The sequence below is a fragment of the Streptomyces sp. V3I7 genome (assembly GCF_030817495.1).
Taxonomy (GTDB): Bacteria; Actinomycetota; Actinomycetes; order Streptomycetales; family Streptomycetaceae; genus Streptomyces.
The window spans coordinates 4646162-4667256 of sequence record NZ_JAUSZK010000001.1 but is presented as its reverse complement, the minus strand read 5'-3'; the positions used below and the strand labels follow the sequence as shown (position 1 = coordinate 4667256).

Annotated in this window: 19 protein-coding genes and 1 pseudogene; 14 read left to right on the top strand and 6 right to left on the bottom strand. The window is 69.7% G+C overall.

Going from position 1 to position 21095, the window contains the following annotated elements:
* The first annotated feature begins 144 nt into the window (after positions 1-144).
* Together QFZ74_RS21955 and QFZ74_RS21950 are read left to right on the top strand one after the other, a co-directional pair.
* Positions 145-1794, top strand: coding sequence for a sensor histidine kinase (locus QFZ74_RS21955; RefSeq protein WP_307622517.1), 1650 nt, complete (start codon positions 145-147; stop codon positions 1792-1794).
* The gene (locus tag QFZ74_RS21950) at positions 1791-2477 is read left to right on the top strand and encodes a response regulator (RefSeq protein ID WP_307622516.1); all 687 of its coding nucleotides are present in this window, start codon (positions 1791-1793) and stop codon (positions 2475-2477) included. The genes QFZ74_RS21955 and QFZ74_RS21950 overlap by 4 nt, the downstream gene beginning before the upstream one ends.
* Before the next feature lie 51 nt (positions 2478-2528).
* On the opposite strand, the gene QFZ74_RS21945 is transcribed toward QFZ74_RS21950, so the two are convergent.
* A complete protein-coding gene (locus QFZ74_RS21945; protein ID WP_307622515.1) occupies positions 2529-3290 on the bottom strand; it encodes a sulfite exporter TauE/SafE family protein in 762 nt (253 codons plus the stop codon).
* A gap of 83 nt (positions 3291-3373) precedes the next feature.
* Between QFZ74_RS21945 and QFZ74_RS21940 the strand changes: the two genes are divergently transcribed.
* The 9 genes and pseudogenes from QFZ74_RS21940 (at position 3374) to QFZ74_RS21900 (ending at position 10529) form a co-directional block, all read left to right on the top strand.
* Positions 3374-4324, top strand: coding sequence for a LysR family transcriptional regulator (locus QFZ74_RS21940; RefSeq protein ID WP_307622514.1), 951 nt, complete (start codon positions 3374-3376; stop codon positions 4322-4324).
* 181 nt (positions 4325-4505) lie between these two features.
* Complete coding sequence (locus QFZ74_RS21935) at positions 4506-5756, top strand: helix-turn-helix domain-containing protein (RefSeq protein ID WP_307624239.1); 1251 nt, start codon at positions 4506-4508, stop codon at positions 5754-5756.
* Positions 5757-5947: 191 nt separating this feature from the next.
* Positions 5948-6286 carry a DUF6415 family natural product biosynthesis protein gene (locus tag QFZ74_RS21930; protein ID WP_307622513.1) on the top strand — a complete coding sequence of 113 codons (339 nt, stop codon included), beginning with the start codon at positions 5948-5950 and terminating at the stop codon, positions 6284-6286.
* 2 nt (positions 6287-6288) lie between these two features.
* Positions 6289-6495, top strand: coding sequence for a hypothetical protein (locus tag QFZ74_RS21925; protein ID WP_307622512.1), 207 nt, complete (start codon positions 6289-6291; stop codon positions 6493-6495).
* 154 nt (positions 6496-6649) lie between these two features.
* Complete coding sequence (locus tag QFZ74_RS21920) at positions 6650-8077, top strand: extracellular solute-binding protein (protein ID WP_307622511.1); 1428 nt, start codon at positions 6650-6652, stop codon at positions 8075-8077.
* Positions 8074-8933, top strand: a pseudogene (locus tag QFZ74_RS21915) (carbohydrate ABC transporter permease). The gene QFZ74_RS21920 and the pseudogene QFZ74_RS21915 overlap by 4 nt, the downstream one beginning before the upstream one ends.
* An 8-nt stretch (positions 8934-8941) precedes the next feature.
* Complete coding sequence (locus QFZ74_RS21910; RefSeq protein WP_307622510.1) at positions 8942-9778, top strand: carbohydrate ABC transporter permease; 837 nt, start codon at positions 8942-8944, stop codon at positions 9776-9778.
* A gap of 65 nt (positions 9779-9843) precedes the next feature.
* Positions 9844-10086, top strand: coding sequence for a hypothetical protein (locus QFZ74_RS21905; RefSeq protein WP_307622509.1), 243 nt, complete (start codon positions 9844-9846; stop codon positions 10084-10086).
* Positions 10083-10529 carry a hypothetical protein gene (locus QFZ74_RS21900; protein ID WP_307622508.1) on the top strand — a complete coding sequence of 149 codons (447 nt, stop codon included), beginning with the start codon at positions 10083-10085 and terminating at the stop codon, positions 10527-10529. The genes QFZ74_RS21905 and QFZ74_RS21900 overlap by 4 nt, the downstream gene beginning before the upstream one ends.
* 28 nt (positions 10530-10557) lie before the next feature.
* Here the strand turns inward: QFZ74_RS21900 and QFZ74_RS21895 are convergent, their stop codons facing one another.
* Complete coding sequence (locus tag QFZ74_RS21895; RefSeq protein WP_307622507.1) at positions 10558-11583, bottom strand: ATP-dependent 6-phosphofructokinase; 1026 nt, start codon at positions 11581-11583, stop codon at positions 10558-10560.
* A gap of 213 nt (positions 11584-11796) precedes the next feature.
* Here QFZ74_RS21895 and pta point away from each other — a divergent pair, with 213 nt between their 5' ends.
* The 3 genes from pta (at position 11797) to pyk (ending at position 16655) form a co-directional block, all read left to right on the top strand.
* The gene (gene pta, locus QFZ74_RS21890; protein ID WP_307622506.1) at positions 11797-13887 is read left to right on the top strand and encodes a phosphate acetyltransferase; all 2091 of its coding nucleotides are present in this window, start codon (positions 11797-11799) and stop codon (positions 13885-13887) included.
* Positions 13884-15104 (top strand): acetate kinase, encoded by a 1221-nt coding sequence (locus QFZ74_RS21885; protein WP_307622505.1) that lies wholly within the window; start codon positions 13884-13886, stop codon positions 15102-15104. The genes pta and QFZ74_RS21885 overlap by 4 nt, the downstream gene beginning before the upstream one ends.
* Positions 15105-15224: 120 nt before the next feature.
* On the top strand, positions 15225-16655 hold the full coding sequence (pyk, locus tag QFZ74_RS21880) for a pyruvate kinase (protein ID WP_307622504.1): 1431 nt from the start codon (positions 15225-15227) through the stop codon (positions 16653-16655).
* A 110-nt stretch (positions 16656-16765) separates the two neighbouring features.
* Here the strand turns inward: pyk and QFZ74_RS21875 are convergent, their stop codons facing one another.
* The 4 genes from QFZ74_RS21875 to QFZ74_RS21860 all read right to left on the bottom strand — a co-directional run bounded on the left by QFZ74_RS21875 (position 16766) and on the right by QFZ74_RS21860 (position 20983).
* Positions 16766-18085: a hypothetical protein gene (locus tag QFZ74_RS21875; protein WP_307622503.1), complete on the bottom strand. Its 1320-nt coding sequence runs from the start codon at positions 18083-18085 to the stop codon at positions 16766-16768.
* On the bottom strand, positions 18075-18590 hold the full coding sequence (locus QFZ74_RS21870; protein WP_307622502.1) for a DUF6114 domain-containing protein: 516 nt from the start codon (positions 18588-18590) through the stop codon (positions 18075-18077). The genes QFZ74_RS21875 and QFZ74_RS21870 overlap by 11 nt, the downstream gene beginning before the upstream one ends.
* A gap of 119 nt (positions 18591-18709) precedes the next feature.
* Entirely contained in the window at positions 18710-19345 is a 636-nt protein-coding gene (locus QFZ74_RS21865) for a DUF6230 family protein (protein WP_307622501.1), read from the bottom strand.
* 666 nt (positions 19346-20011) lie between these two features.
* On the bottom strand, positions 20012-20983 hold the full coding sequence (locus QFZ74_RS21860) for a tetratricopeptide repeat protein (protein ID WP_307622500.1): 972 nt from the start codon (positions 20981-20983) through the stop codon (positions 20012-20014).
* Positions 20984-21095: the final 112 nt, after the last annotated feature.

Genomic DNA, 21095 nt, shown 5'->3' with positions numbered 1-21095 from the left:
ATCATTTCGTTAGGAGTTCTAAGAGCGCCGGGGCCGCGTGCCGGGGCGGGCAGGCCGAGCCATCCGGTCGCAGGCGGGCCGGAGCTCGTACCCGCCCAGGGGGCGATGAGTCCCCGCTCGCCCGCCGGGAGGCACACTGTCGGGATGCGCTTTCCCGTCGTCCCCCGGCCGCGCAGCCTGGCCGGGCAGTTGTTCGCCATGCAGGCCGTGCTGATAGCGGTCGTCGTCGCGGGGTACGCGCTGTTCGCCTACGCCGGCAACCGCGGCCACGCCGAGGAGGCGGCCGGGCGCCAGGCCATGGCGGTCGCCCGCGCCGTCGCGGACGCCCCCTCCGTACGGACCGCGCTGCGCGGCCCCGACCCCACGGCGCGCCTCCAGCCGTACGCCCTCCAGGTCACCCGCGACACCGGCGTCGACTTCGTCACGATCATGACCCCGGAGGGGATCCGCTGGACCCACCCCGACCCGGACGAGATAGGCAGGCGCTTCCTGGGCCACATCGAGCCGGCCCGAAGCGGCCACGCCTTCACCGAGACCTTCACCGGCACGCTCGGCGCGTCGGTCCGCGCGGTGGCCCCGGTCGAGGAGCACGGCCGCGTCGTCGGACTGGTGAGCGCGGGCATCCGCGTCGAGGCGATCAGCCGCCGGGTCCAGGACCAGCTCACGGCCCTGCTCGGCGTCGCCGGGGGCGCCCTGCTGCTGGGCGCGGTCGGTACGTACGTCATCAACGCCCGGCTGCGCCGCCACACCCACGGCATGAACGCCACCGAGCTCAGCCGCGTCCACGACTACCACCAGGCCACGCTGCACGCGGTGCGCGAGGGGCTGCTGATGCTGGACGGGCAGTACCGGGTGGCGCTCGTCAACGACGGCGGCCGGGAGCTGCTCGGCGTGGGCCCCGAGGAGGACGTGGTGGGCCGGTCGGTGGCGGAACTGGCGCTGCCCGCCCCGCTGACGGGGGCGCTGCTGTCCGCCGAGCCGCGGGTGGACGAGGTGCATCTGACGGCGGACCGGGTACTGATGGTCAACACCTCCCCGGTGTCGGGCGGCGAGCGCCGAGGAACCGTCGTCACGCTCCGGGACGTCACTCAACTCCAGTCCCTGATGGGCGAACTGGACTCCGAGCGCGGCTTCACCGAGGCGCTGCGCTCCCAGGCGCACGAGGCGGCGAACCGGCTCCACACGGTCGTGTCCCTCATCGAACTCGGCCGCGTGGACGAGGCGGTGGACTTCGCGACCGCCGAACTGGAGCTGGCGCAGGCGCTGACCGACCAGGTGGTGGCGGCGGTCGGCGAACCGGTGCTGGCCGCCCTGCTGCTGGGCAAGACGGCCCAGGCCCACGAACGGGGCGTCGCGCTCGTGGTGTCGCCCGACACCCGCCTCGACGACGGCCTGCTCCCCGAGACCCTGTCGGCGCGCGACCTGGTGACGGTCCTGGGAAACCTGATCGACAACGCCGTGGACGCGGCGCAGGGAAGCGCGGGCGCCCGGGTGACGGTGACGGCGTACACGCGCAACTCCGACGACCCCGCGGGGGCCGAGCTGCTGCTGCGCGTGGCGGACACGGGCACGGGCCTGGATCCCGCGCACGCCGGTCTGGTATTCCAGCGGGGGTTCTCGACCAAGCCGGCCGGACCCGGCGGCCGCGGCCTCGGACTCGCCCTGGTACGCCAGGCGGTCACCCGGCTCGAGGGCTCGCTGACGGTGGCGAAGGCCGAGGAGGGCGGCGCGGTGTTCGAGGTACGGCTGCCGTGGGAGACGGCGGGACGCGCACTGGCGCGGGGTGCCGTATGACGGACGCACCACCCATCCGCGTCCTCGTCGTCGAGGACGACCCCGTGGCGGCGGACGCCCATGTCATGTACGTCGGCCGGGTCCCGGGCTTCGTGGCGGTCGGCACGGCGCACACGGGCGCGGAGGCCCGCCGCCTGCTGGACCGCACGCCGGTCGACCTGCTCCTCCTCGACCTCCACCTCCCGGACGTCCACGGCCTGCAGTTCGCCCGCTCGCTCCGCGCGGCCGGCCATCTCGCGGACGTCATCGCGGTGACCTCGGCCCGCGACCTGACGGTGGTCCGCGAGGGGGTGTCCCTCGGGGTCGTCCAGTACGTCCTGAAGCCCTTCACCTTCGCGACCCTGCGCGACCGGCTGATGCGCTACGCCGAGTTCCGCACGGCGGCCGGCGAGGCGAGCGGCCAGGCCGACGTCGACCGCGCCCTGGCCGCCCTGCGCGCCCCCGGCCCCGCCGCCCTCCCCAAGGGCCTCAGCGCCCCCACCCTGGAACGCGTCACCGCGGCTCTCCGCGACCACCCGGCCGGCCTCACCGCCACCGGCATCGCCGAAGCGGTCGGCATCTCCCGCATCACGGCCCGCCGCTACCTGGAACACCTGGTCCACACCGGTCGAGCAGCCCGCAGCCCCCAGTACGGGACGGTGGGGCGACCGGAGTTGCAGTATCGGTGGGGGGCGGGGCAGTGAGACGGGTTGCGGCGCCTGACGCAGGATCATCGCCACGCCTTCCCCCTGTGGTCATCCGCGCAGGAAGTACAGGACGGTTGTGGTCACGGCGGTGACCAGGATGACGCCCCTCAGCAGTTGGGCAGAGAGATGTCGGGCGACGTGGGCACCCGCGAAGCCACCGGCCACGGCGCCTACCAGCATGGCGGCAAGGAGGAGCGGTACGTCCAGTGCGTCCGAGGCGACAAGGAACAGCGCGGTGGCGCTGAGATAGATGGCCGCCATCTGCGCGATCCGCATCGGGTTGCCGGCTGCAGCATCGAGGTCGAGGCCGATGCCCCACAGGGCCAACATCATGATGCCTACGGCACCGCCGAAGTATCCGCCGTACACGGCGAGGAGGAACTGGCCGATCAGAACGGCTTGGGACCTCATGCCGAACGAGCGCCCCAGTGCGGTGCTCATCGCCCTGGAGAGGCGGTGTCCGAAGGCGAGAATCGCCGTGGCGAAGGCGAGCAGCCACGGTGCCGCGGCATCAAACGATGCTGCTGGGAGCACCAGCAGCAGAGCAGCGCCGACTCCGCCGCCCAGGACACTTGTCGCCGTCAGCGCCTTCGTGGATATCGCCCCGACCGGGGTGAGTTCCCGTCGGTAGACCCACGTACTCGCTACCGCTCCGGGCACGAGGGCAATCCGCGACAACGCGTTCGCCGTCACCGGTGACAGGCCGAACGCGGCCAGAGCGGGCAGCGCCACGAACGTGCCTCCACCACCGATGGCGTTCAGGGCTCCGGCGGCGACTCCCGCCAGCAGGACAAGCAATATCTCGGACACACGCCGAGCATCGCCCTGTGAACGGTGAGCCCACAATGCGTAATCGCCTTACTCAGCCTAAGGCTGGAACTTAGGCTGAGGCGGTGCGCTACGACTTGGACGACCTGCGGCTCTTCCTCCACATCGTGGCTGAAGGATCGATCACGGCGGGCGCTCACCGGATGCGTCTGAGCCTGCCTTCAGCCAGTGCCAGGATCCGATCACTGGAACGCCACGCCGGTGTGGCCCTCCTGATCCGAGGCCGACGGGGCGTGCGGCCCACACCGGCGGGGATGACCTTGGCCCGCCATGCGCGCGACGTCATCGCCCAGACCGTACGGCTCGAAAGCGCCGTCGCGAGTTATACCCGCTCCCCGACCGCTCCGCTCACCCTGCTGGGCGGCGGCTCCGCTATGCATCGGCTCGTGCCGCAGGCCCTGATCTCGTTCCTCCGCGCCCACCCGGATGTCGATGTCAGGGTCTTCGAAAGCCGCACCCCTCAGACCGTGCGAATGCTCACTGACGGCGAGGCGGACCTGGGAGTCGTCCTAGACGACGAGGCCCGCGACTGCGGCCTGCGCATGGAACCTCTTGGCGACGACTCCCTCGTCGTCATCGGCCAGGCCGGAGGGATCCTGTCCGGACGGACCGCGCTGGCCTACCACGAGGTCGCCGAGCACCCTCTCGTTGGACTCAACGCCGGTTCTTCACTGCGACGTTGGATCGAGAAGCGCCTCGGGCCTCACGCCCCCGCAGTGCGCTATCGCACCACCGTTGCCAACCTCCACGTCCTCGTGGCCCTCGCCGCCGCCGGCATCGGGCTCGCCGTCGTACCGCGCCGCGCCGTCGACTCCCGCCAGCCACTCGACGTGTGCGAACTGGGGGATTCCTGGGCCCGCCGCCACCATTTGCTGGCCTGGGGCGTCAGGGACCGTGTCTCGTCACCGGCCACGGCCGTGCTCGCTGAACACCTGCGCCACACTGCGCTTTGCGAACCCACTGCCCTCAACGGCCACGAACGCCACGTCGGTCAGTGCCCCTCCTTCGACGACTGACCATGCACCGGACACGGCCGGGCGGGGGAACCCTTGCAGTACACCTCGTATCGCCCACACGGGCATCGCGCCCAAGGGTGCACGGGCCGTCCCGATGTCAAAGCCGAGCCTGATCGCCACGGAAAACCGACCTTCCCTCTACCCTGGCAATGACGAAACCGGCAGAAGGGGCAACGCCGTTATGTCCTCAGAAGCTACTCCGGGTCCGTACGCCGATCCCCTGCGGTTCGGTCAGAGGGTGCAGATCCTCCGTGAACGCCGTGGGATGACCCAGGCCCAACTCGGCGGTCTCATCGGCCTCTCGGAGCACACCGTGCGGAAGATCGAGAACGGCCAGCAGAAGCCACCCCGCCTCGACACGGTGCTGCGCATCGCCGAGGCGCTGCGGGTCCGGGACCTGGCGGAGCTGACGGGACGCTCGGACGCGAACGTGGACCTGTTCATCGGCCCCGGTCATCCACGCCTCGCCGCCGTCAGGTCCGCCATCGACAGCTTCCCGCTCGGCACCGGCGTCGAGCCACCGCCGGTGTCACATCTCGAGGCCCGACTGCACGCCGCTTGGAAGGCACGCCATGCCTCAAAGAACCATCGTGAGGCGATCGGCAGGCTGCTGCCCGACCTGATCCGCGACACCCAGGCCCTCGTCCGAAATGCCGACACCGCAGTTGAGAGGCGCTTCGCGCAATCCCAACTCGCCCAGGCCTACGCGCTGTCGCAGTTCTTCATCGCCTACCAGCCCGACTCGTCCTTGCTGTGGCGCGTCGCCGAACGCTGCATGACCGCCGCTCAGGAGAGCGAAGACCCGCATGCCATCGGCGTCGCCTCGTGGCTGCTCGCCCAGGCCCACCGCGACTCCGGGCCGAGGCATTACGGCGCCGCCGACGCCGTCAACAGCGAGGCTGTACGTTTCCTTGAGCCACTGTTGCCCGATGCCTCGCGCGACGTCCTCGCCATCGCGGGCGCCCTTGAGTTCGAGCTCGGCTATACCGCAGCCCGCCGTCAGGAAAGTGGTACGGCATGGCGGCACTGGGACAAGGCCAACGCCATGGCGACACGGTTGCCCGCCGAGTACTACCACCCCGTCACCAGCTTCAGCCGAGCCGTCATGGGCGCTCATGCCGTGACAGTGGCTGTGGAGCTGCACCAAGGCGGTGAGTCGGTACGGCAAGCGGCCCGCGCGAACCGGACGACCATCCAGTCCCGCCCCCGCCGCGCCAGGCACCGGATCGAAGAAGCACGGGGCTACCAGCTCGACAACCAACCGGACGTGGCACTCGCATCATTGGAGAAGGCCTACGAGGCGGCGCCGGAGACGATCCGATACAACGGCTACGCGCGAGCGATCCTCTTGGAGCAGGTCGAATCGACGCGGGAGCCACGTCGCCGGCGTGCCTCGGAACTGGCGGCGAAGGTGGGCCTCCTCGCTGCCTGAGCGTAGCGACCGGATTACGGTCGGCAGTACCGCGCAGGCGCTTCTACCGTCGAAGCCGCAGGACCCCGGCGGCCTGGCAGGGCCCCGGGGCTTGGTCAACGCTTCGAGGGAGCGCCGACACCATGAAACCTACAACCCGACCGACGGCTGCGGCAGATCAAAGCGAAGGAGACCCGCTGGACCTCGCGGCGATGCGCGAGACCGTGAGAATCCTGCTGGATCCGGACGCCGTCCCGGAGGTACTGCCGCCGTCCGACGCGGAGATCGAGTCACTGACCCGGACGGTACGCCGCCACCTGGAGCTGCTCATCCCGGAGGTCGAGGCAACGGTCCGTAGGCTCGGCAAGGAGAGCATTCCCCGCTACTGCGCGCTCGCTTGCGTCGGCGACGCACGCCGCAGGCTCAACTCCGAACCCAGCCGCAGATACGGAGGAGTCGCCGGCCACGCCAGACGCCTGGCCCGAGCCCTGGACGCCTTGTGCGACCACTACGAAAAGGTCGGCAACCGCCATGGTCAGGCCGGAGGTTGATCGTGACCCTCGGACTGCCCGTGTGCCGCTACTGCGGCCAGCCGATCAGCGCCCCCGACGCCGCGGTGCACCTGCGGTTCGAGCCGACCAACACGGGGCCCGGTCGGGACGTATGGGCGCACACCGAGCACGCCGACCTCGTCGAGCCGGACCCGGTGGCCATGCGCATTCTGGCCCGCGTACTGATCACCAGAGCCCTGGAGCCGTGACGGTGATCGCACAGTGAAGTCCCCACTCGGGCCGCGGACTTCATGAAGTTCGCGGCACCCAATCCCGCGCACACACATTGACCCGACCAGACCACTCCTCTTACGTTCGCACCGCAACCATCCCGGCCACAGCCCAGTGAGTCCGCAGGAGGTCATGCCCGTGCGTCCCGCCGCCGCCCGCACCGCTCGCACTGCCCGTGCCACCCGCACCTCCCGGCCCGCCCGCATCGCCCTCACCGCCCTCCTCTCCACCGCCCTCGCCGCGTCCGCCCTCACCGCCTGTAGCGGCAGCTCGGGCAGTAGCCCGGACACCGTCAGGGTCAGTTTCAAGCAGTCGACGGACAACTCCATCAAGGTGATGGACACGTACCTCGCCGACATGAAGAAGCAGTTCGAGAAGAAGTACCCGGGAAAGAAGGTCGAGTTGGTGCCCATCAAGGCGCCGGACTCGGAGTACTACACCAAGCTCCAGCAGATGCTCCGCTCCCCCAAGACCGCGCCCGACGTGGTCTACGAGGACACCTTCCTCATCAACTCGGACATCACCAGCGGGTACTTGAGGCCACTCGACCCGTACCTCGCCAAGTGGAAGGACTGGGACCAGTTCATCGACACGGCGAAGACCGCGGCCAAGGCCGAGGACGGGAAGACGTACGGCATCCCGGAGGGCACCGACACCCGGGGCCTGTGGTTCGACAAGGGCGTGTTCAAGAAGGCGGGGCTGCCCGCCGACTGGCAGCCGAGGACGTGGGACGAGGTCCTCGACGCCGCGCGCACCATCAAGCGGAAGGTGCCCGGTGTCATCCCGCTCAACGTCTACACGGGCAAGCCCGCCGGTGAGGCCGCCGCCATGCAGGGCTTCGAGATGCTCCTCTACGGCACGGGCGACGCGAACGCCGAGCCCCTCTACGACAGCGCGAGCAAGAAGTGGATCACCGCGGGGCAGCCCTTCAAGGACGCCCTCTCCTTCGTCCAGACCGTGTACAAGGAGAAGCTCGGGCCCGACGTCTCCGACGCGCTCGACCCCAACATCGCCATCCGGGCCCGCGACGAGTTCCTCCCGCAGGGCAAGCTCGGCATCAACCTCGACGGCTCCTGGCTGCCCCAGGACTGGCTGCCCGGCGCCGGCCACGCCTGGCCCGAGTGGTCCAAGAAGCTCGGCCTCGCCGCGATGCCCACCCAGCACGGCCAGGCCCCGGGCAAGGTGAGCATGTCCGGCGGCTGGACCTGGGCGATCCCGGCCAAGGCGGGCAACCCCGACCTCGCCTTCGACTTCATCAGGACGATGCAGACCAAGGCCAACGCCCAGAAGTGGTACATCGCCAACTCCGGTATCGCGGTCCGCAAGGACGTCGCCGCCGATCCGGCGTACGTCAAGGCCCAGCCCGGCATCAAGTTCTTCACCGACCTCGTCGCCAGCACCCACTACCGGCCCGCCTACCCGGCGTACCCGAAGGTCTCCACCGCCATCCAGGAGGCGATGGAGGGCGTGACGACAGGCGACTCCTCGGTCGAGAAGGCGGCGCGCGACTACGACGAGGCGCTCAAGCGGGCCGCGGACGACCAAGTGACCCAGAAGTGATCCGTCGCCGCCTGGTACGTGCCCTCCCCCTCACCCCGCCGTCGTCGTCCTGCTCCTCTTCCTCGCCGGCCCGCTCGCCTACTGCGTCCTCATCGCCTTCACCGACCTCCAGCTCACCGGCCAGGCGCACTCCTCGTTCGTCGGCCTCGACAACTTCCGTACGGCGTTCGGGGACGAGGCGTTCCGCAACGCCGTATGGCTGACCCTGGTGTTCACGGTCCTGTCGTCCCTCATCGGCCAGAACACCCTCGGGCTCGCCCTCGCGGCCCTCATGCAGCGCGCGTCGAAGCCGGTGCGCACGCTCACCGGCGGGGTCGTGGTCACGGCGTGGGTGCTGCCAGAGGTGGTGGCCGGCTTCCTGCTCTACGCCTTCTTCCGCCGCGAGGGCACCCTGAACGCCATCCTGGACTGGCTCCATCTCCCCACCCAGAACTGGCTGTTCACCCTTCCGATCCTCGCCGTGTCCTTCGCCAACGTCTGGCGCGGCACGGCCTTCTCGATGCTCGTCTACACCGCCGCGCTGGGCGAGATCCCGAAGGAGATCACGGAGGCCGCCGAGGTGGACGGGGCGGGCGGCTGGCGGCGCATGTGGCACATCACGCTGCCGATGATCCGCCGCTCCATCGGCACCAACCTGATGCTCAACACCCTCCAGACACTGTCCGTCTTCGGGCTGATCTGGGTGATGACGCGGGGCGGCCCGGGCAACCGCAGCCAGACGCTTCCCCTGTTCATGTACGAGCAGGCCTTCCAGAAGAGCGCGATCGGCTACGGCACGGCGGTCGCCCTGCTCCTCCTGGTCGTCGGCTCGCTCTTCTCCCTGGTGTATCTGCGCCTGCTGCGGACGGAGGTCTGACCCCAGCCATGGCACCGACTCTCTCCCGCCGTACGACCCGTCGACTGGCCGCCGACGCGGGCCTGTTGGTCGTGGCGGCCGGCTTCGTCCTCCCGCTCGCCTGGGTCGTCCTGTCCTCCCTGAACCCGCACGCCGACCTCCGGGTACGGATGCCCGACGCCCTCACCCTCGGCAACTTCGACGCGATCCTCACCCCCGACATCACGCTCACGCCGCTGCTCAACAGCCTGATCCTGTGCGGCAGCGCGACCCTGCTGACCGTGGTGTGCGCGGCCCTGGCCGCCTACCCCCTGTCCCGCTTCCGCTCCCGCCTCAACCGCCCGTTCCTGCTCACGATCCTCTTCGCGACCTGCCTGCCGGTCACGGCGATCATGGTCCCGGTCTACGCCCTGTTCGTCCGCGTCAACCTCATCGCCACCATGCAGGGCACGATCCTGTTCTTCACCGCCTCCCAACTCCCCTTCGCCATATGGATCATGAAGAACTTCATGGACGGCGTACCCAAGGAGCTGGAGGAGGCGGCGTGGACGGACGGCGCGTCGTCCCTTCAGTCACTCGTCCGGATCGTGCTGCCGCTCATGGGGCCCGGGGTCGCCGTGGTGACGGTCTTCTCGTTCGTACTGATGTGGGGCAACTTCTTCGTCCCCTTCATGCTCCTGCTGTCCCCCGACCAGATGCCCGCGTCGGTCGAAATCAACGAGTTCTTCGGCAACCGCGGCACGGTCGTCTACGGCCAGCTCGCCGCGTTCTCGATGCTGTACTCGACCCCGGTGATCCTGCTGTACGTGCTGGTGGCGCGGCGGCTCGGGGGCGGATTCGCACTGGGCGGGGCGGTCAAGGGCTGAACCGCTTCGGCCTCCGGTCCACCCGATCCCAGGTTCTTTCCTACCAGCAGTAGTACATTTTGGGTATGGGTACACACGCTGTTTCCCCCACGCCGGAGCGGGCCGGAAAGCGGTCGGTCTCGCTGCCCCAGTCGCTGATAAAGGAAGTCGAGGCGCGGACCGGAAAGACGGGCTTCTCATCCGTCGTCTCCGAGGCACTGGAGCAGTGGCTGGCCATGGCCAAGCTGCGCGAAGTGGTCGAGGCCGACGAGCGCGAGTTCGGGCCTGTCAGCGACGAGGCCATGAGGCGGGCGGAATCCGAGTGGTGAGCAAACGGCTCAAGGCGAGGGTCAAGGCCGGAGGTACCCTCGTGCTGGACGCCCAGGGCCTGTCCTTGTACGTCGACGGCGACGACGGAATGCGCGCCCGGATCAAGTCCGCCGAGCAGCACGGCCGAAAGGTGGCGCTGTCCGCTCTCACACCCCTCGAAGTGAGGCGCACGGGGCACGCTGGCCGGCGTCTCGCGTTCCTGTTGTCCCGGCTGGACACCAGGCCCGTCGACGACGGCGTCATCCAGGCAGCGGGGCAGCTGCTGGACGCGACCGGCCTCGACGGCCACGAATGTCTCGTGGATGCTGTCGTCGTTGCCACGGCGGCGCTCAGCGCACCGCCCGTCCGCCTGGTGACGTCTGACAGTTCGCACATACCGAAGCTGTGTGCCGCCGCTCTGGAGCTTCCGGGGCAGCCCTCGATCGGCATCATCAGCGTCTGAGCGCAACGGTCCCGCCGGGGCAAGCGGGTCAGAACACCGACTCCGCCTCGTCCATCCGGTCCTTCGGCACCGTCTTCAGCTCCGTCACGGCCTCCGCCAGCGGCACCATCTCGATGTCCGTGCCACGCAGCGCGGTCATCTTGCCGAAGTCGCCGCGGTGGGCGGCTTCGACGGCGTGCCAGCCGAAGCGGGTGGCGAGGACGCGGTCGTAGGCGGTCGGGGTGCCCCCGCGCTGGATGTGGCCGAGGATGACCGGCTTGGCCTCCTTGCCGAGGCGGCGCTCCAGCTCGTAGGCGAGCGCCGTGCCGATGCCCTGGAAGCGCTCGTGGCCGTACTGGTCGATCGCGCCGTGGCCGTAGTCCATGGTGCCCTCGGCGGGGTGGGCGCCCTCGGCGACGCAGATGACGGCGAACTTCTTGCCGCGGGCGAAGCGCTCCTCGACCATCTTCATCAGGTCGGCGGGGTCGAAGGCGCGCTCGGGCAGGCAGATGCCGTGGGCGCCGGCGGCCATGCCGGACTCCAGGGCGATCCAGCCGGCGTGCCGGCCCATGACCTCGACGACCATCACGCGCTGGTGGGACTCGGCCGTGGTCTTCAGGCGGTCCATCGCCTCCGTGGCCACGCCGACCGCGGTGTCGAAGCCGAAGGTGCGGTCCGTGGCGGAGATGTCGTTGTCGATGGTCTTCGGGACGCCGACCACGGGCAGACCCGCGTCGGACAGCATCCGGGCCGCCGTGAGCGTGCCCTCGCCACCGATCGGGATCAGCGCGTCGATGCCGAACTCCTCGACCATGTCGGTCGCCCGCTCGCAGGCCTCGCGCAGCCGGTCGCGCTCCAGTCGGGAGGAGCCGAGGATGGTGCCGCCGAGGGAGAGGATGCCGCTGACCGCGTCCAGGTCGAGGGGGCGGTAGTGGCCGTCGAGCAGCCCCCGGTAGCCGTCCTGGAAACCGATGGCCTCGTCGCCGTACTGGGCCACCGAGCGGTGCACGACCGACCGGATCACTGCGTTCAGGCCGGGGCAGTCGCCGCCTGCGGTGAGAACTCCGATGCGCATCGTGCTGTGTCTCCTGCTCGCTGTTGATACCGGTGAGCCAGTCCGATTGTTTCACGTCCCCCGGGGCTGCGAAGGACGACATGGGTCGGCGGGCGCCATATCGAGGGCCAGGGGTATTGTCAAGAGGGCTCCGCTCACCTCGGTGGGCGATTTTTGTGGCGCGACAGGGAATCCGTGCCGCAGACGAAGACGCAGACGAAACGGAGAGCACGCGTGACCCGCAGCGTGTACGTGACCGGTATCGACCGCGGCGACGGCCGCCAGGTCGTCGAGCTGGGCGTCATGGAACTGCTCACCCGGCAGGTCGACCGGGTGGGCGTGTTCCGGCCTCTCGTGCACCACAGCCCGGACCGGCTGTTCGAGCTGCTGCGCGGCCGCTACCGGCTCTCCCAGGACCCGGCCACCGTGTACGGCATGGACTACCACGAGGCGTCCGCCCTCCAGGCCGAGCGCGGCACCGACGAGCTGGTGTCCGTGCTGGTCGACCGCTTCCACAAGGTCGCCCGCGACTACGACGTCGTCCTCGTCCTCGGCACGGACTTCGCCGACACCCAGCTCCCGGACGAGCTGTCGCTGAACGCGCGGCTGGCGAACGAGTTCGGCGCGTCCGTGATCCCGGTCGTGGGCGGCCTGGGGCAGAGCGCCGAGTCGGTGCTCGCCGAGACGCGCAACGCCTACCGGGCGTACGACGGTCTCGGCTGCGACGTCCTGGCGATGGTCGCCAACCGGGTGGACCGCCGAGGCCGCGACGAGATCGCCGAGCGGCTGGCCGGACGGATGCCGGTCCCCTGCTACGTCCTCCCTGACGAGCCCGCCCTGTCCGCGCCGACCGTCTCCCAGATCGGCCACGCCCTCGACGCCAAGGTGCTGCTCGGCGACGACTCGGGGCTCGCCCGGGACGCGCTCGACTTCGTCTTCGGCGGGGCCATGCTGCCCAACCTGCTGGGCGCGCTGACCCCCGGCTGCCTGGTCGTGACCCCGGGCGACCGCGCCGACCTGGTCGTCGGCTCGCTGGCCGCGCACAGCGCCGGGACCCCGCCGATCGCCGGCGTGCTGCTGACCCTGAACGAGGTCCCCTCCGACGGCGTCCTCACCCTGGCCGCCCGCCTCGCCCCGGGCACCCCGGTCCTCTCGGTGCCCGGCAACAGCTTCCCGACCGCGGAGCGGCTGTTCTCCCTGGAGGGCAAGCTGAGCGCGGCCACCCCGCGCAAGGCGGAGACCGCGCTCGGGCTGTTCGAGCGGTACGTCGACACCGGCGAGCTGACCTCGCACGTGAGCGCCCCGAGCGGCGACCGCCTCACCCCGATGATGTTCGAGCACAAGCTGCTGGAGCGGGCCCGCGCGGACCGGCGCCGGGTCGTGCTGCCGGAGGGCACCGAGGAGCGCGTGCTGCACGCAGCCGAGGTGCTGCTGCGCCGGGACGTGTGCGACCTGACCCTGCTCGGTCCGGTCGACCAGATCCGCAAGAAGGCCGCCGACCTGGGCATCGACCTCGCCGAGGCCCAGCTGATCGACCCGGCCACCTCCGAACTGCGCGACGCCTTCGCCGAGAAGTACGCCCAACTGCGCGCCCACAAGGGCGTGACCGTCGAGCTGGCGTACGACGTCGTCAGCGACGTGAACTACTTCGGCACGCTGATGGTCCAGGAGGGGCTCGCCGACGGGATGGTGTCCGGGGCGGTGCACTCCACGGCCGCGACCATCCGGCCCGCCTTCGAGATCATCAAGACCAGGCCGGACGCGTCGATCGTCTCGTCGGTGTTCTTCATGTGCCTCGCCGACAAGGTGCTGGTGTACGGCGACTGCGCCGTCAACCCGGACCCGAACGCCGAGCAGCTGGCCGACATCGCCCTCCAGTCGGCGTCCACCGCCGCCCAGTTCGGGGTGGAGCCGCGGATCGCGATGCTGTCGTACTCCACCGGTACGTCCGGTTCGGGCGCCGACGTCGACAAGGTGCGCGAGGCGACCGAACTGGCCCGCGCGCGGCGCCCCGACCTGAAGATCGAGGGCCCGATCCAGTACGACGCGGCCGTGGAGCCGACGGTGGCCGCGACCAAGCTGCCGGACTCCGAGGTCGCCGGGCAGGCCAGTGTGCTGATCTTCCCCGACCTCAACACCGGCAACAACACCTACAAGGCCGTGCAGCGCTCGGCCGGCGCGATCGCCGTCGGCCCGGTCCTTCAGGGTCTGCGCAAGCCGGTCAACGACCTGTCCCGGGGCGCTCTCGTCCAGGACATCGTCAACACCGTCGCCATCACGGCGATCCAGGCCCAGCACCCCAGCGAGAAGGCAGCCCAGCAGTGAGCACCCCCAGCGACCCGACCCGGGTCCTCGTCCTCAACTCCGGCTCCTCGTCGGTGAAGTACCAGCTGCTGGACATGAGGGACAGCGGCCGGCTCGCGGTGGGCCTGGTCGAGCGCATCGGCGAGCAGACCTCACGGCTGAAGCACACCTGCCTGGCCACCGGCGAGACCCGCGAGCAGAACGGGCCGATCGCCGACCACGAGGGCGCGCTGAAGGCCGTCGCCGAGGAGCTGACCCGGGACGGCCTCGGCCTGGACTCGCCGGAACTGGCCGCCATCGGGCACCGCGTGGTGCACGGCGGCATGTTCTTCACCGAGCCGACCGTCATCGACGACTCGGTGCTCACCGAGATCGAGCGGTTGATCCCGGTCGCGCCGCTGCACAACCCGGCCAATCTGACGGGTATTCGTACGGCGCAGACGCTGCGGCCCGACCTGCCCCAGGTCGCGGTCTTCGACACCGCCTTCCACACGACGATGCCGGAGTCGGCGGCGCGGTACGCCATCGATCCGAAGATCGCCGACCGCCACCGCATCCGCCGCTACGGCTTCCACGGCACCTCGCACGCCTACGTCTCCCGTCGGACCGCGCGGCTGCTGGGCAAGGACCCCTCCGAGGTCAACGTCATCGTGCTGCACCTCGGCAACGGCGCCTCGGCGTCGGCGGTGGAGAAGGGCCGGTGCGTGGACACCTCCATGGGGCTGACGCCGCTGGAGGGGCTCGTGATGGGAACGCGCTCCGGTGACCTGGATCCGGCGGTCATCTTCCATTTGGCGCGTGTCGCCGGAATGTCCATGGACGAGATCGACACTCTTCTGAACAAGAGCAGCGGCCTGTTCGGTCTGTGCGGCGACAATGACATGCGGGAGATCCGCCGCCGGATCGACGAGGGCGACGAAGAGGCGGCGCTCGCCTTCGATATTTACATTCACCGGCTCAAGAAGTACATCGGCGCCTATTACGCGCTGCTCGGTCACGTGGACGCCGTCGCGTTCACGGCCGGCGTCGGCGAGAACGCGGCGCCGGTGCGCGCGGCGGCGATCGCGGGCCTTGAGGAGCTGGGCCTGGCGGTCGACGACGCGCTGAACGCCGTACGCGGCGGGGAACCGCGGCTGATCTCGCCCGAGTCCGCGCGGGTGGCGGTCGCGGTGGTGCCGACCGACGAGGAACTGGAGATCGCCGCACAGACCTACGCGCTGGTCCGAAAGAACAGCTGAGCAATAGAGGGAACAGCTGAGCAATACAGCCCGGTAACACGCCTGAGCGCATGTCCGCCCATTTGTCTCTTCCACCGGCCGGAATATTCCGCGGCGAAACAAACCGATAGGATCGCACCCATGCGCCGTTCGAAAATCGTCTGTACTCTCGGCCCCGCGGTCGACTCCCACGAGAAGCTCGTCGACATGATCGAGGCGGGCATGAACGTAGCCCGCTTCAACTTCAGTCACGGCACCCACGCCGAGCACCAGGCGCGGTACGACCGCGTCCGGGCCGCCGCCAAGGAGACCGGCAAGGCCGTCGGTGTCCTCGCCGACCTCCAGGGCCCGAAGATCCGTCTGGAAACTTTCGCCGAGGGCCCGGTGGAGCTGGAGCGCGGTGACGAGTTCGTCATCACCACCGAGGACGTTCCGGGCGACAAGCACATCTGCGGAACGACGTACAAGGGCCTGCCGGGCGACGTCTCGCGCGGCGACCAGGTCCTCATCAACGACGGCAACGTCGAGCTGAAGGTCGTGGACATCGAGGGTCCGCGGGTGAAGACGATCGTCATCGAGGGCGGTGTCGTCTCCGACCACAAGGGCATCAACCTGCCCGGCGCGGCCGTCAACGTGCCCGCGCTGAGCGAGAAGGACGTCGAGGACCTGCGGTTCGCGCTGCGCATGGGCTGCGACATGGTCGCCCTGTCCTTCGTCCGCGACGCCAAGGACATCCAGGACGTCCACAAGGTCATGGACGAGGAGGGCCGCCGCGTCCCGGTCATCGCCAAGGTGGAGAAGCCGCAGGCGGTGGAGAACATGACGGACGTCGTGATGGCCTTCGACGGCGTGATGGTCGCCCGCGGTGACCTGGCCGTCGAGTACCCGCTCGAGAAGGTCCCGATGGTGCAGAAGCGCCTGATCGAGCTGTGCCGGCGCAACGCCAAGCCGGTGATCGTGGCGACCCAGATGATGGAGTCGATGATCACCAACTCCCGTCCGACCCGCGCCGAGGCCTCCGACGTGGCCAACGCGATCCTGGACGGCGCCGACGCGGTCATGCTGTCCGCCGAGTCGAGCGTGGGCGCGTATCCGGTCGAGACCGTCAAGACGATGTCGAAGATCGTCCAGGCGGCCGAGGAGGAGCTGCTGTCCAAGGGCCTGCAGCCCCTCGTCCCGGGCAAGAAGCCGCGCACGCAGGGCGGTTCGGTGGCCCGCGCGGCCGCGGAGATCGCGGACTTCCTGGGCGGCAAGGGCCTGGTCGCCTTCACCAAGTCCGGTGACACGGCCCGCCGGCTCTCGCGCTACCGCGCCGCCCAGCCGGTCATCGCCTTCACCACGGACGAGTCCACCCGCAACCAGCTGACCCTCAGCTGGGGCGTGGAGTCGCACGTCGTGCCGTTCGTGAACAGCACCGACGAGATGGTCGACCTGGTGGACCAGGAGGTCATCAAGCTCAAGCGGTTCAGCCCGGGCGACATCGTGGTCATCACCGCGGGCTCGCCCCCCGGCGTCCCCGGCACCACCAACATGGTGCGCGTCCACCACCTCGGTGGCGGCGACCAGGACTGACGGCCACCGACGGCCCCGGCCGCGAAGGCCTTTGAACGGCGCTGAGGGCGCCCCCTGCGACAGGGGGCGCCCTCAGGCGTTGCGGCTCCCGAACGGGCCTGTGAGCGCGCTCAGTCGGTCGTGAACACGTGCATGCCGGGCACGTGCAGGCTGCCGCCGAACTGGGCGGCCTGGGTCACGTGGACGTCGGTGAAGTAGATCAGCGGCAGGTTCAGCGGCGGCGGGCTGTCCGGGGTGAACTTCAGCGGGATCAGCCCGAACAGGTTGCCGGAGATGCTCTCGGTGTACATCACCGTCTTGCCGTCGCGGATCGTGGACGTCGAGCCCTTGGCCGCCTGCACGTGGTAGGTCTTGCCGGACTGCTTGTCCTTCACCGTCTGGTGCAGGTCGCCGATGTCGGTGCCGTCGGAGATGACGTACTTGAGCACCTTCTTGGTGCCCCCGCTGGCCGTCTTCACCTGGACGATGCCCTGGTAGTCGGCGCCCTTGAGGAGCAGCGAGCTGGCGTTGAGGTACCAGGGGTCGTCCGCCACCGGCACCGCGTTGTCCACGCCGCCGGTCTCGTCGGTGGCGACCGGGCAGCCGTCCGCGGACGCGCCGGAGTCCGCCGCCGGACCGGTTCCGGAGGCCGCCGCCTCGGCCGCCTTCCGCACGGCTTCGGTGGTACCGCCGACCGTCTTGGACACCGTGTCGGTGGTGCCCTTCACGGTGTCGCCGACCGTCTTGGTGGTCTGGTCGACCGTGTCCTTGACGGAGCCGGTGACGCTGCCGGCGGCGTCGCCGGTGGCCGACGGGGACGGCGTGGGGCTCGCGCTCGCCGACGGGGTCGAGCCACCGCCGCCGAGCAGACCGCCCACCGCGTCGCCCAGGCCACCGAGCAGCCCGCCGTCCGAGGACGACGAGGGAGCCGAGGAGGTGCTGCCGGAACCGCTCTCCGGCGCCTCGGGGGAGGCGGACGGCGAGGGCGTACCGGCATCGCCGGAACCTGAATCCGGCGAGGACGGCGTGCCCGGCGTGTCCTGTCCGCCGCTCGACGCCGAGGGCTTCGGCTCGGCCTCGTCCTTGGACGTGCCGTCGGACTTGTCGGCCTCGCTCGCGGACGGCGACGGCGTGTCCGTCTTGTCCTTGGAGCCGTCGAGGGCCGCGACGCAGTCCTTGTACTGGTCCACGGACAGATTGCTGGCGTAGTCGTCCGCGGACAGGCTCTTGGACGGCTTCGGCGTCGGCGTCCCGCTGTCGGCGAGGGCGAGCGAGGACGTGAACCCCATGCCCATGAGGACCGCGGTCGGCATCGCCACGGAGGCTATCGTCCGGCCCGTCGGCATGTGGAACCTGGTGAACAGCGGCTTCTTGGGTGCCGCGTGGCGCGGCCCGGTTCTCGCACAGGACTCGTCCACATCAGTCCCGTGGGTCACCTCGTCAGCCGGCACTGTGCCTCCCGTTCGCCCCGTTGGCCGGGCTCGTTCCTGACAGATCGTTCGCATGCATCGCCGCGTCGCCCGCCTCCGTCGTCCCCGCACCGGCCGGCTGCGCCTGGCTCTCCTCGCCCGGCGCCCACGCCACGGCCATCGCCCCGCCGATCAGCGAGAGCAGGAAGCCGATGAAGAAGCCGCCGAGGTTGGACACGGGGAGGGACACCAGCCCCAGCAGAATCGCCGCGACACCCGCGAAGACCCGTACGTGCTTCTGGAACCAGAGGCTGACGCCCAGGACGACGAGCAGCACACCGATGATCAGGGACCCGGCGCCCGCCGTGGTCGCCATCGCCAGCGTGAGGTGGCCGATCTGCAGATGTGCGTACGGCAGGTAGGCGATCGGGAACCCGCTGAGCAGGACGAACAGCCCGGACCAGAACGGCCTCTCGCCCCGCCAGACGCGGAACTGCTGCCTCCTGCGGGTGAACTGGCCGGATACGGCAGGAGTCTCGGCGCTCATGGAAAACAGCTCCCTGGTGCGGCGTTGTGCTGTGGTGGTGATGTGTGCCGCGTGTGAAGGCGCGGCCGGAGAGGGGACGGGCGGGGGCGCCGATGGCTCCCCCGCCCGTCATCGAGTGCTTAGTAGCACTCCTTGACACCCTGGTGCAGCGACATCTTCAGGCCGCTGAGCTTGAAGGTTCCGGCGGTGGTGGCCCACGCCGTCTGCTTCACGTCGGTCAGGATGGCCTTGTCGGCCTGCTGCGCGAAGCCGAAGGGGTTGGCCTGCTCACCATGGCCCTTCATGCCCGGACCCTTGGAGGCGTCCTTGGCGGCCACACCGATGTCGATGTTCTTGAACGTGGCGTCCGCGTTCAGGTCGGCGACGTCGATGTAGATGTTGTCGGCCTTGACCGGCGTGCCGCTGTTGCCCGCCGTCAGCACGAGGCTGACGGAGCCGAGCACCGGGATGCCCGGAGTGACCACCGACTGGCACATGTTGGTGATGTTGGCGTGCTGGAACGACGACACGGCGACCGGGTGGACCGTCTTGTCACCCTTGAGCGTGTAACCCTCGTCGAGGGCGCCGTACTGCGCGAAGCCGTCACCCTCGAGCCGGTCCGCCGTCACCTTGAACGACTGACCGGACACGCTGAACGACGCGGCCAGGGCGCCCTGCGCGAGGGCGACACCTATCGCTGCCGTGGCGGCGACGCTGGGCACCATGACCACAGCGAACCGCTTCCATCTGGTCCCGCCACGCACCTGGGACTCCATATTTCCTCCTTCTCGGACGTACATCTCCTGGCCCCGGCCTGGCCCCAGTCGGCGGCTCGGCCGGTCACAGGGATGGGAGAAGTGCTACGTCCTCGGAAAGGAGAGCGCCCGCGCTCGAAGGCGCGAACCGCGCCCGAATCACCGGCGATCACCCCCGAGCGACAACCACTGGTCGCGCCTGACACGCATCACGCACAACCCTGCCGGGCAGGCTTCACCGGTGGCGAAGACCCCCCTGCCCTAGAGCCGGCGCCACTGCCGCCGGCTCTGCCCGGTGGGGACCCAGATTGGCCGCCCGCCCGACTGGGTGTCGGCGTGCGGAAATGGACCGAGCGCCGCCGATCGTGGTGCATTCTCGCCGCCCGCACAAGGGGGGTCATTACTAGGCAGTAACGACGGGGTAACCGAACGGCGACCCAGCGACACCGGGGTGCAACATTCGGTGGCATCCAAGGGGAGAACAAAGTCGTTGATGCCTGGACGGATTCAGACAGAACAACGCTCGCGATTTACTCCGAGTAACAGCGGCCGCGATTGCCAAGATTTGGTAAAACGCGGCTGCCCTGACATGACGTCAGCAAAAGTTTCACCCGGCGGTCACATGTACCGGCGTTTAGCGACTGGTCAGAGCGGGGCTCTCGCCCCGCCCCGACACATGTCCGGATTTCAGAACAAAGCGCGCGCCAGCGACCGGCGGGCGTTGACGACCCGCGGGTCCTCCGAGCCCACCACCTCGAAGAGTTCGAGCAGCCGCCGCCGCAGGGCGTCCCGGTCGTCGCCCGCCGTGCGCCGCACGGCGTCGATGAGCCGCCCGAAGGCGTCGTCGACGTGACCGCCCACCAGGTCCAGGTCCGCCGCGGCGATCTGGGCCTCGACGTCCGCCGGGTTGTCCGCCGCCTCGCGGCGCACCTGCTGCGGGTCGGCGCCCTGCACCCGCTGGAGCAACTCGGCCTGGGCCAGGCCCAGTTTGGCCTCGGTGTTGCCCGGGTCCTCGTTCAGCACGTTCTTGTACGCCTGCACCGCGCCGCCGAGGTCGCCGGCGTCGAGCGCCTGCACGGCCGCCTCCAGCGCCGCGTCGTGCGGGCCGGCCGGCTCCGCGACGGCCTCCTCGGGGCCGCGTTCGGCGTCCGGGTCGACGGTCAGGCCGGTCAGCCCGAAGCGCTGCTCGGCGACCGTCACCAGCTGATCGAGGGTCTCGCGGATCTGCTGCTCGCTCGCGGCCCCCTGGAAGAGCGGGAGCGCCTGTCCCGCCACGACGGCGAAGACGGCCGGGATCCCCTGGACCCCGAACTGCTGCATCAGCATCTGGTTGGCGTCGACGTCGACCTTGGCGAGCACGAAGCGCCCGTCGTACTCCAGGGCCAGACGCTCCAGGACCGGGCTCAGCTGCTTGCAGGGCTGACACCACTCGGCCCAGAAGTCGATGACGACGGGCACCTCGGCGGAGCGCTGGAGTACGTCGCGCTCGAAGGTGGCCTCGTCGACGTCGATGACCAGGTCGGCCGGGGAGACGGCTCCCGTCCCGCCCTGCCGGGCGGATTCGGCGCGCGCCTGCTCCGCCTTGGCCCTGGCCTCCTGGGCCGCCTTCACCGCGGCGAGGTCGACGACGCCGCTCATGGACATGTTCCGTGGCTGCATACGTCTATCCTCCCCCGTTACGGCGCGTGTGTGAAAAACGAAGTGAAAAGCGCCGGGTCCCCACTCGGCGCCGTGTGGTCATCACTCGTGTTCGTCACTCGTGCGCGTCCGC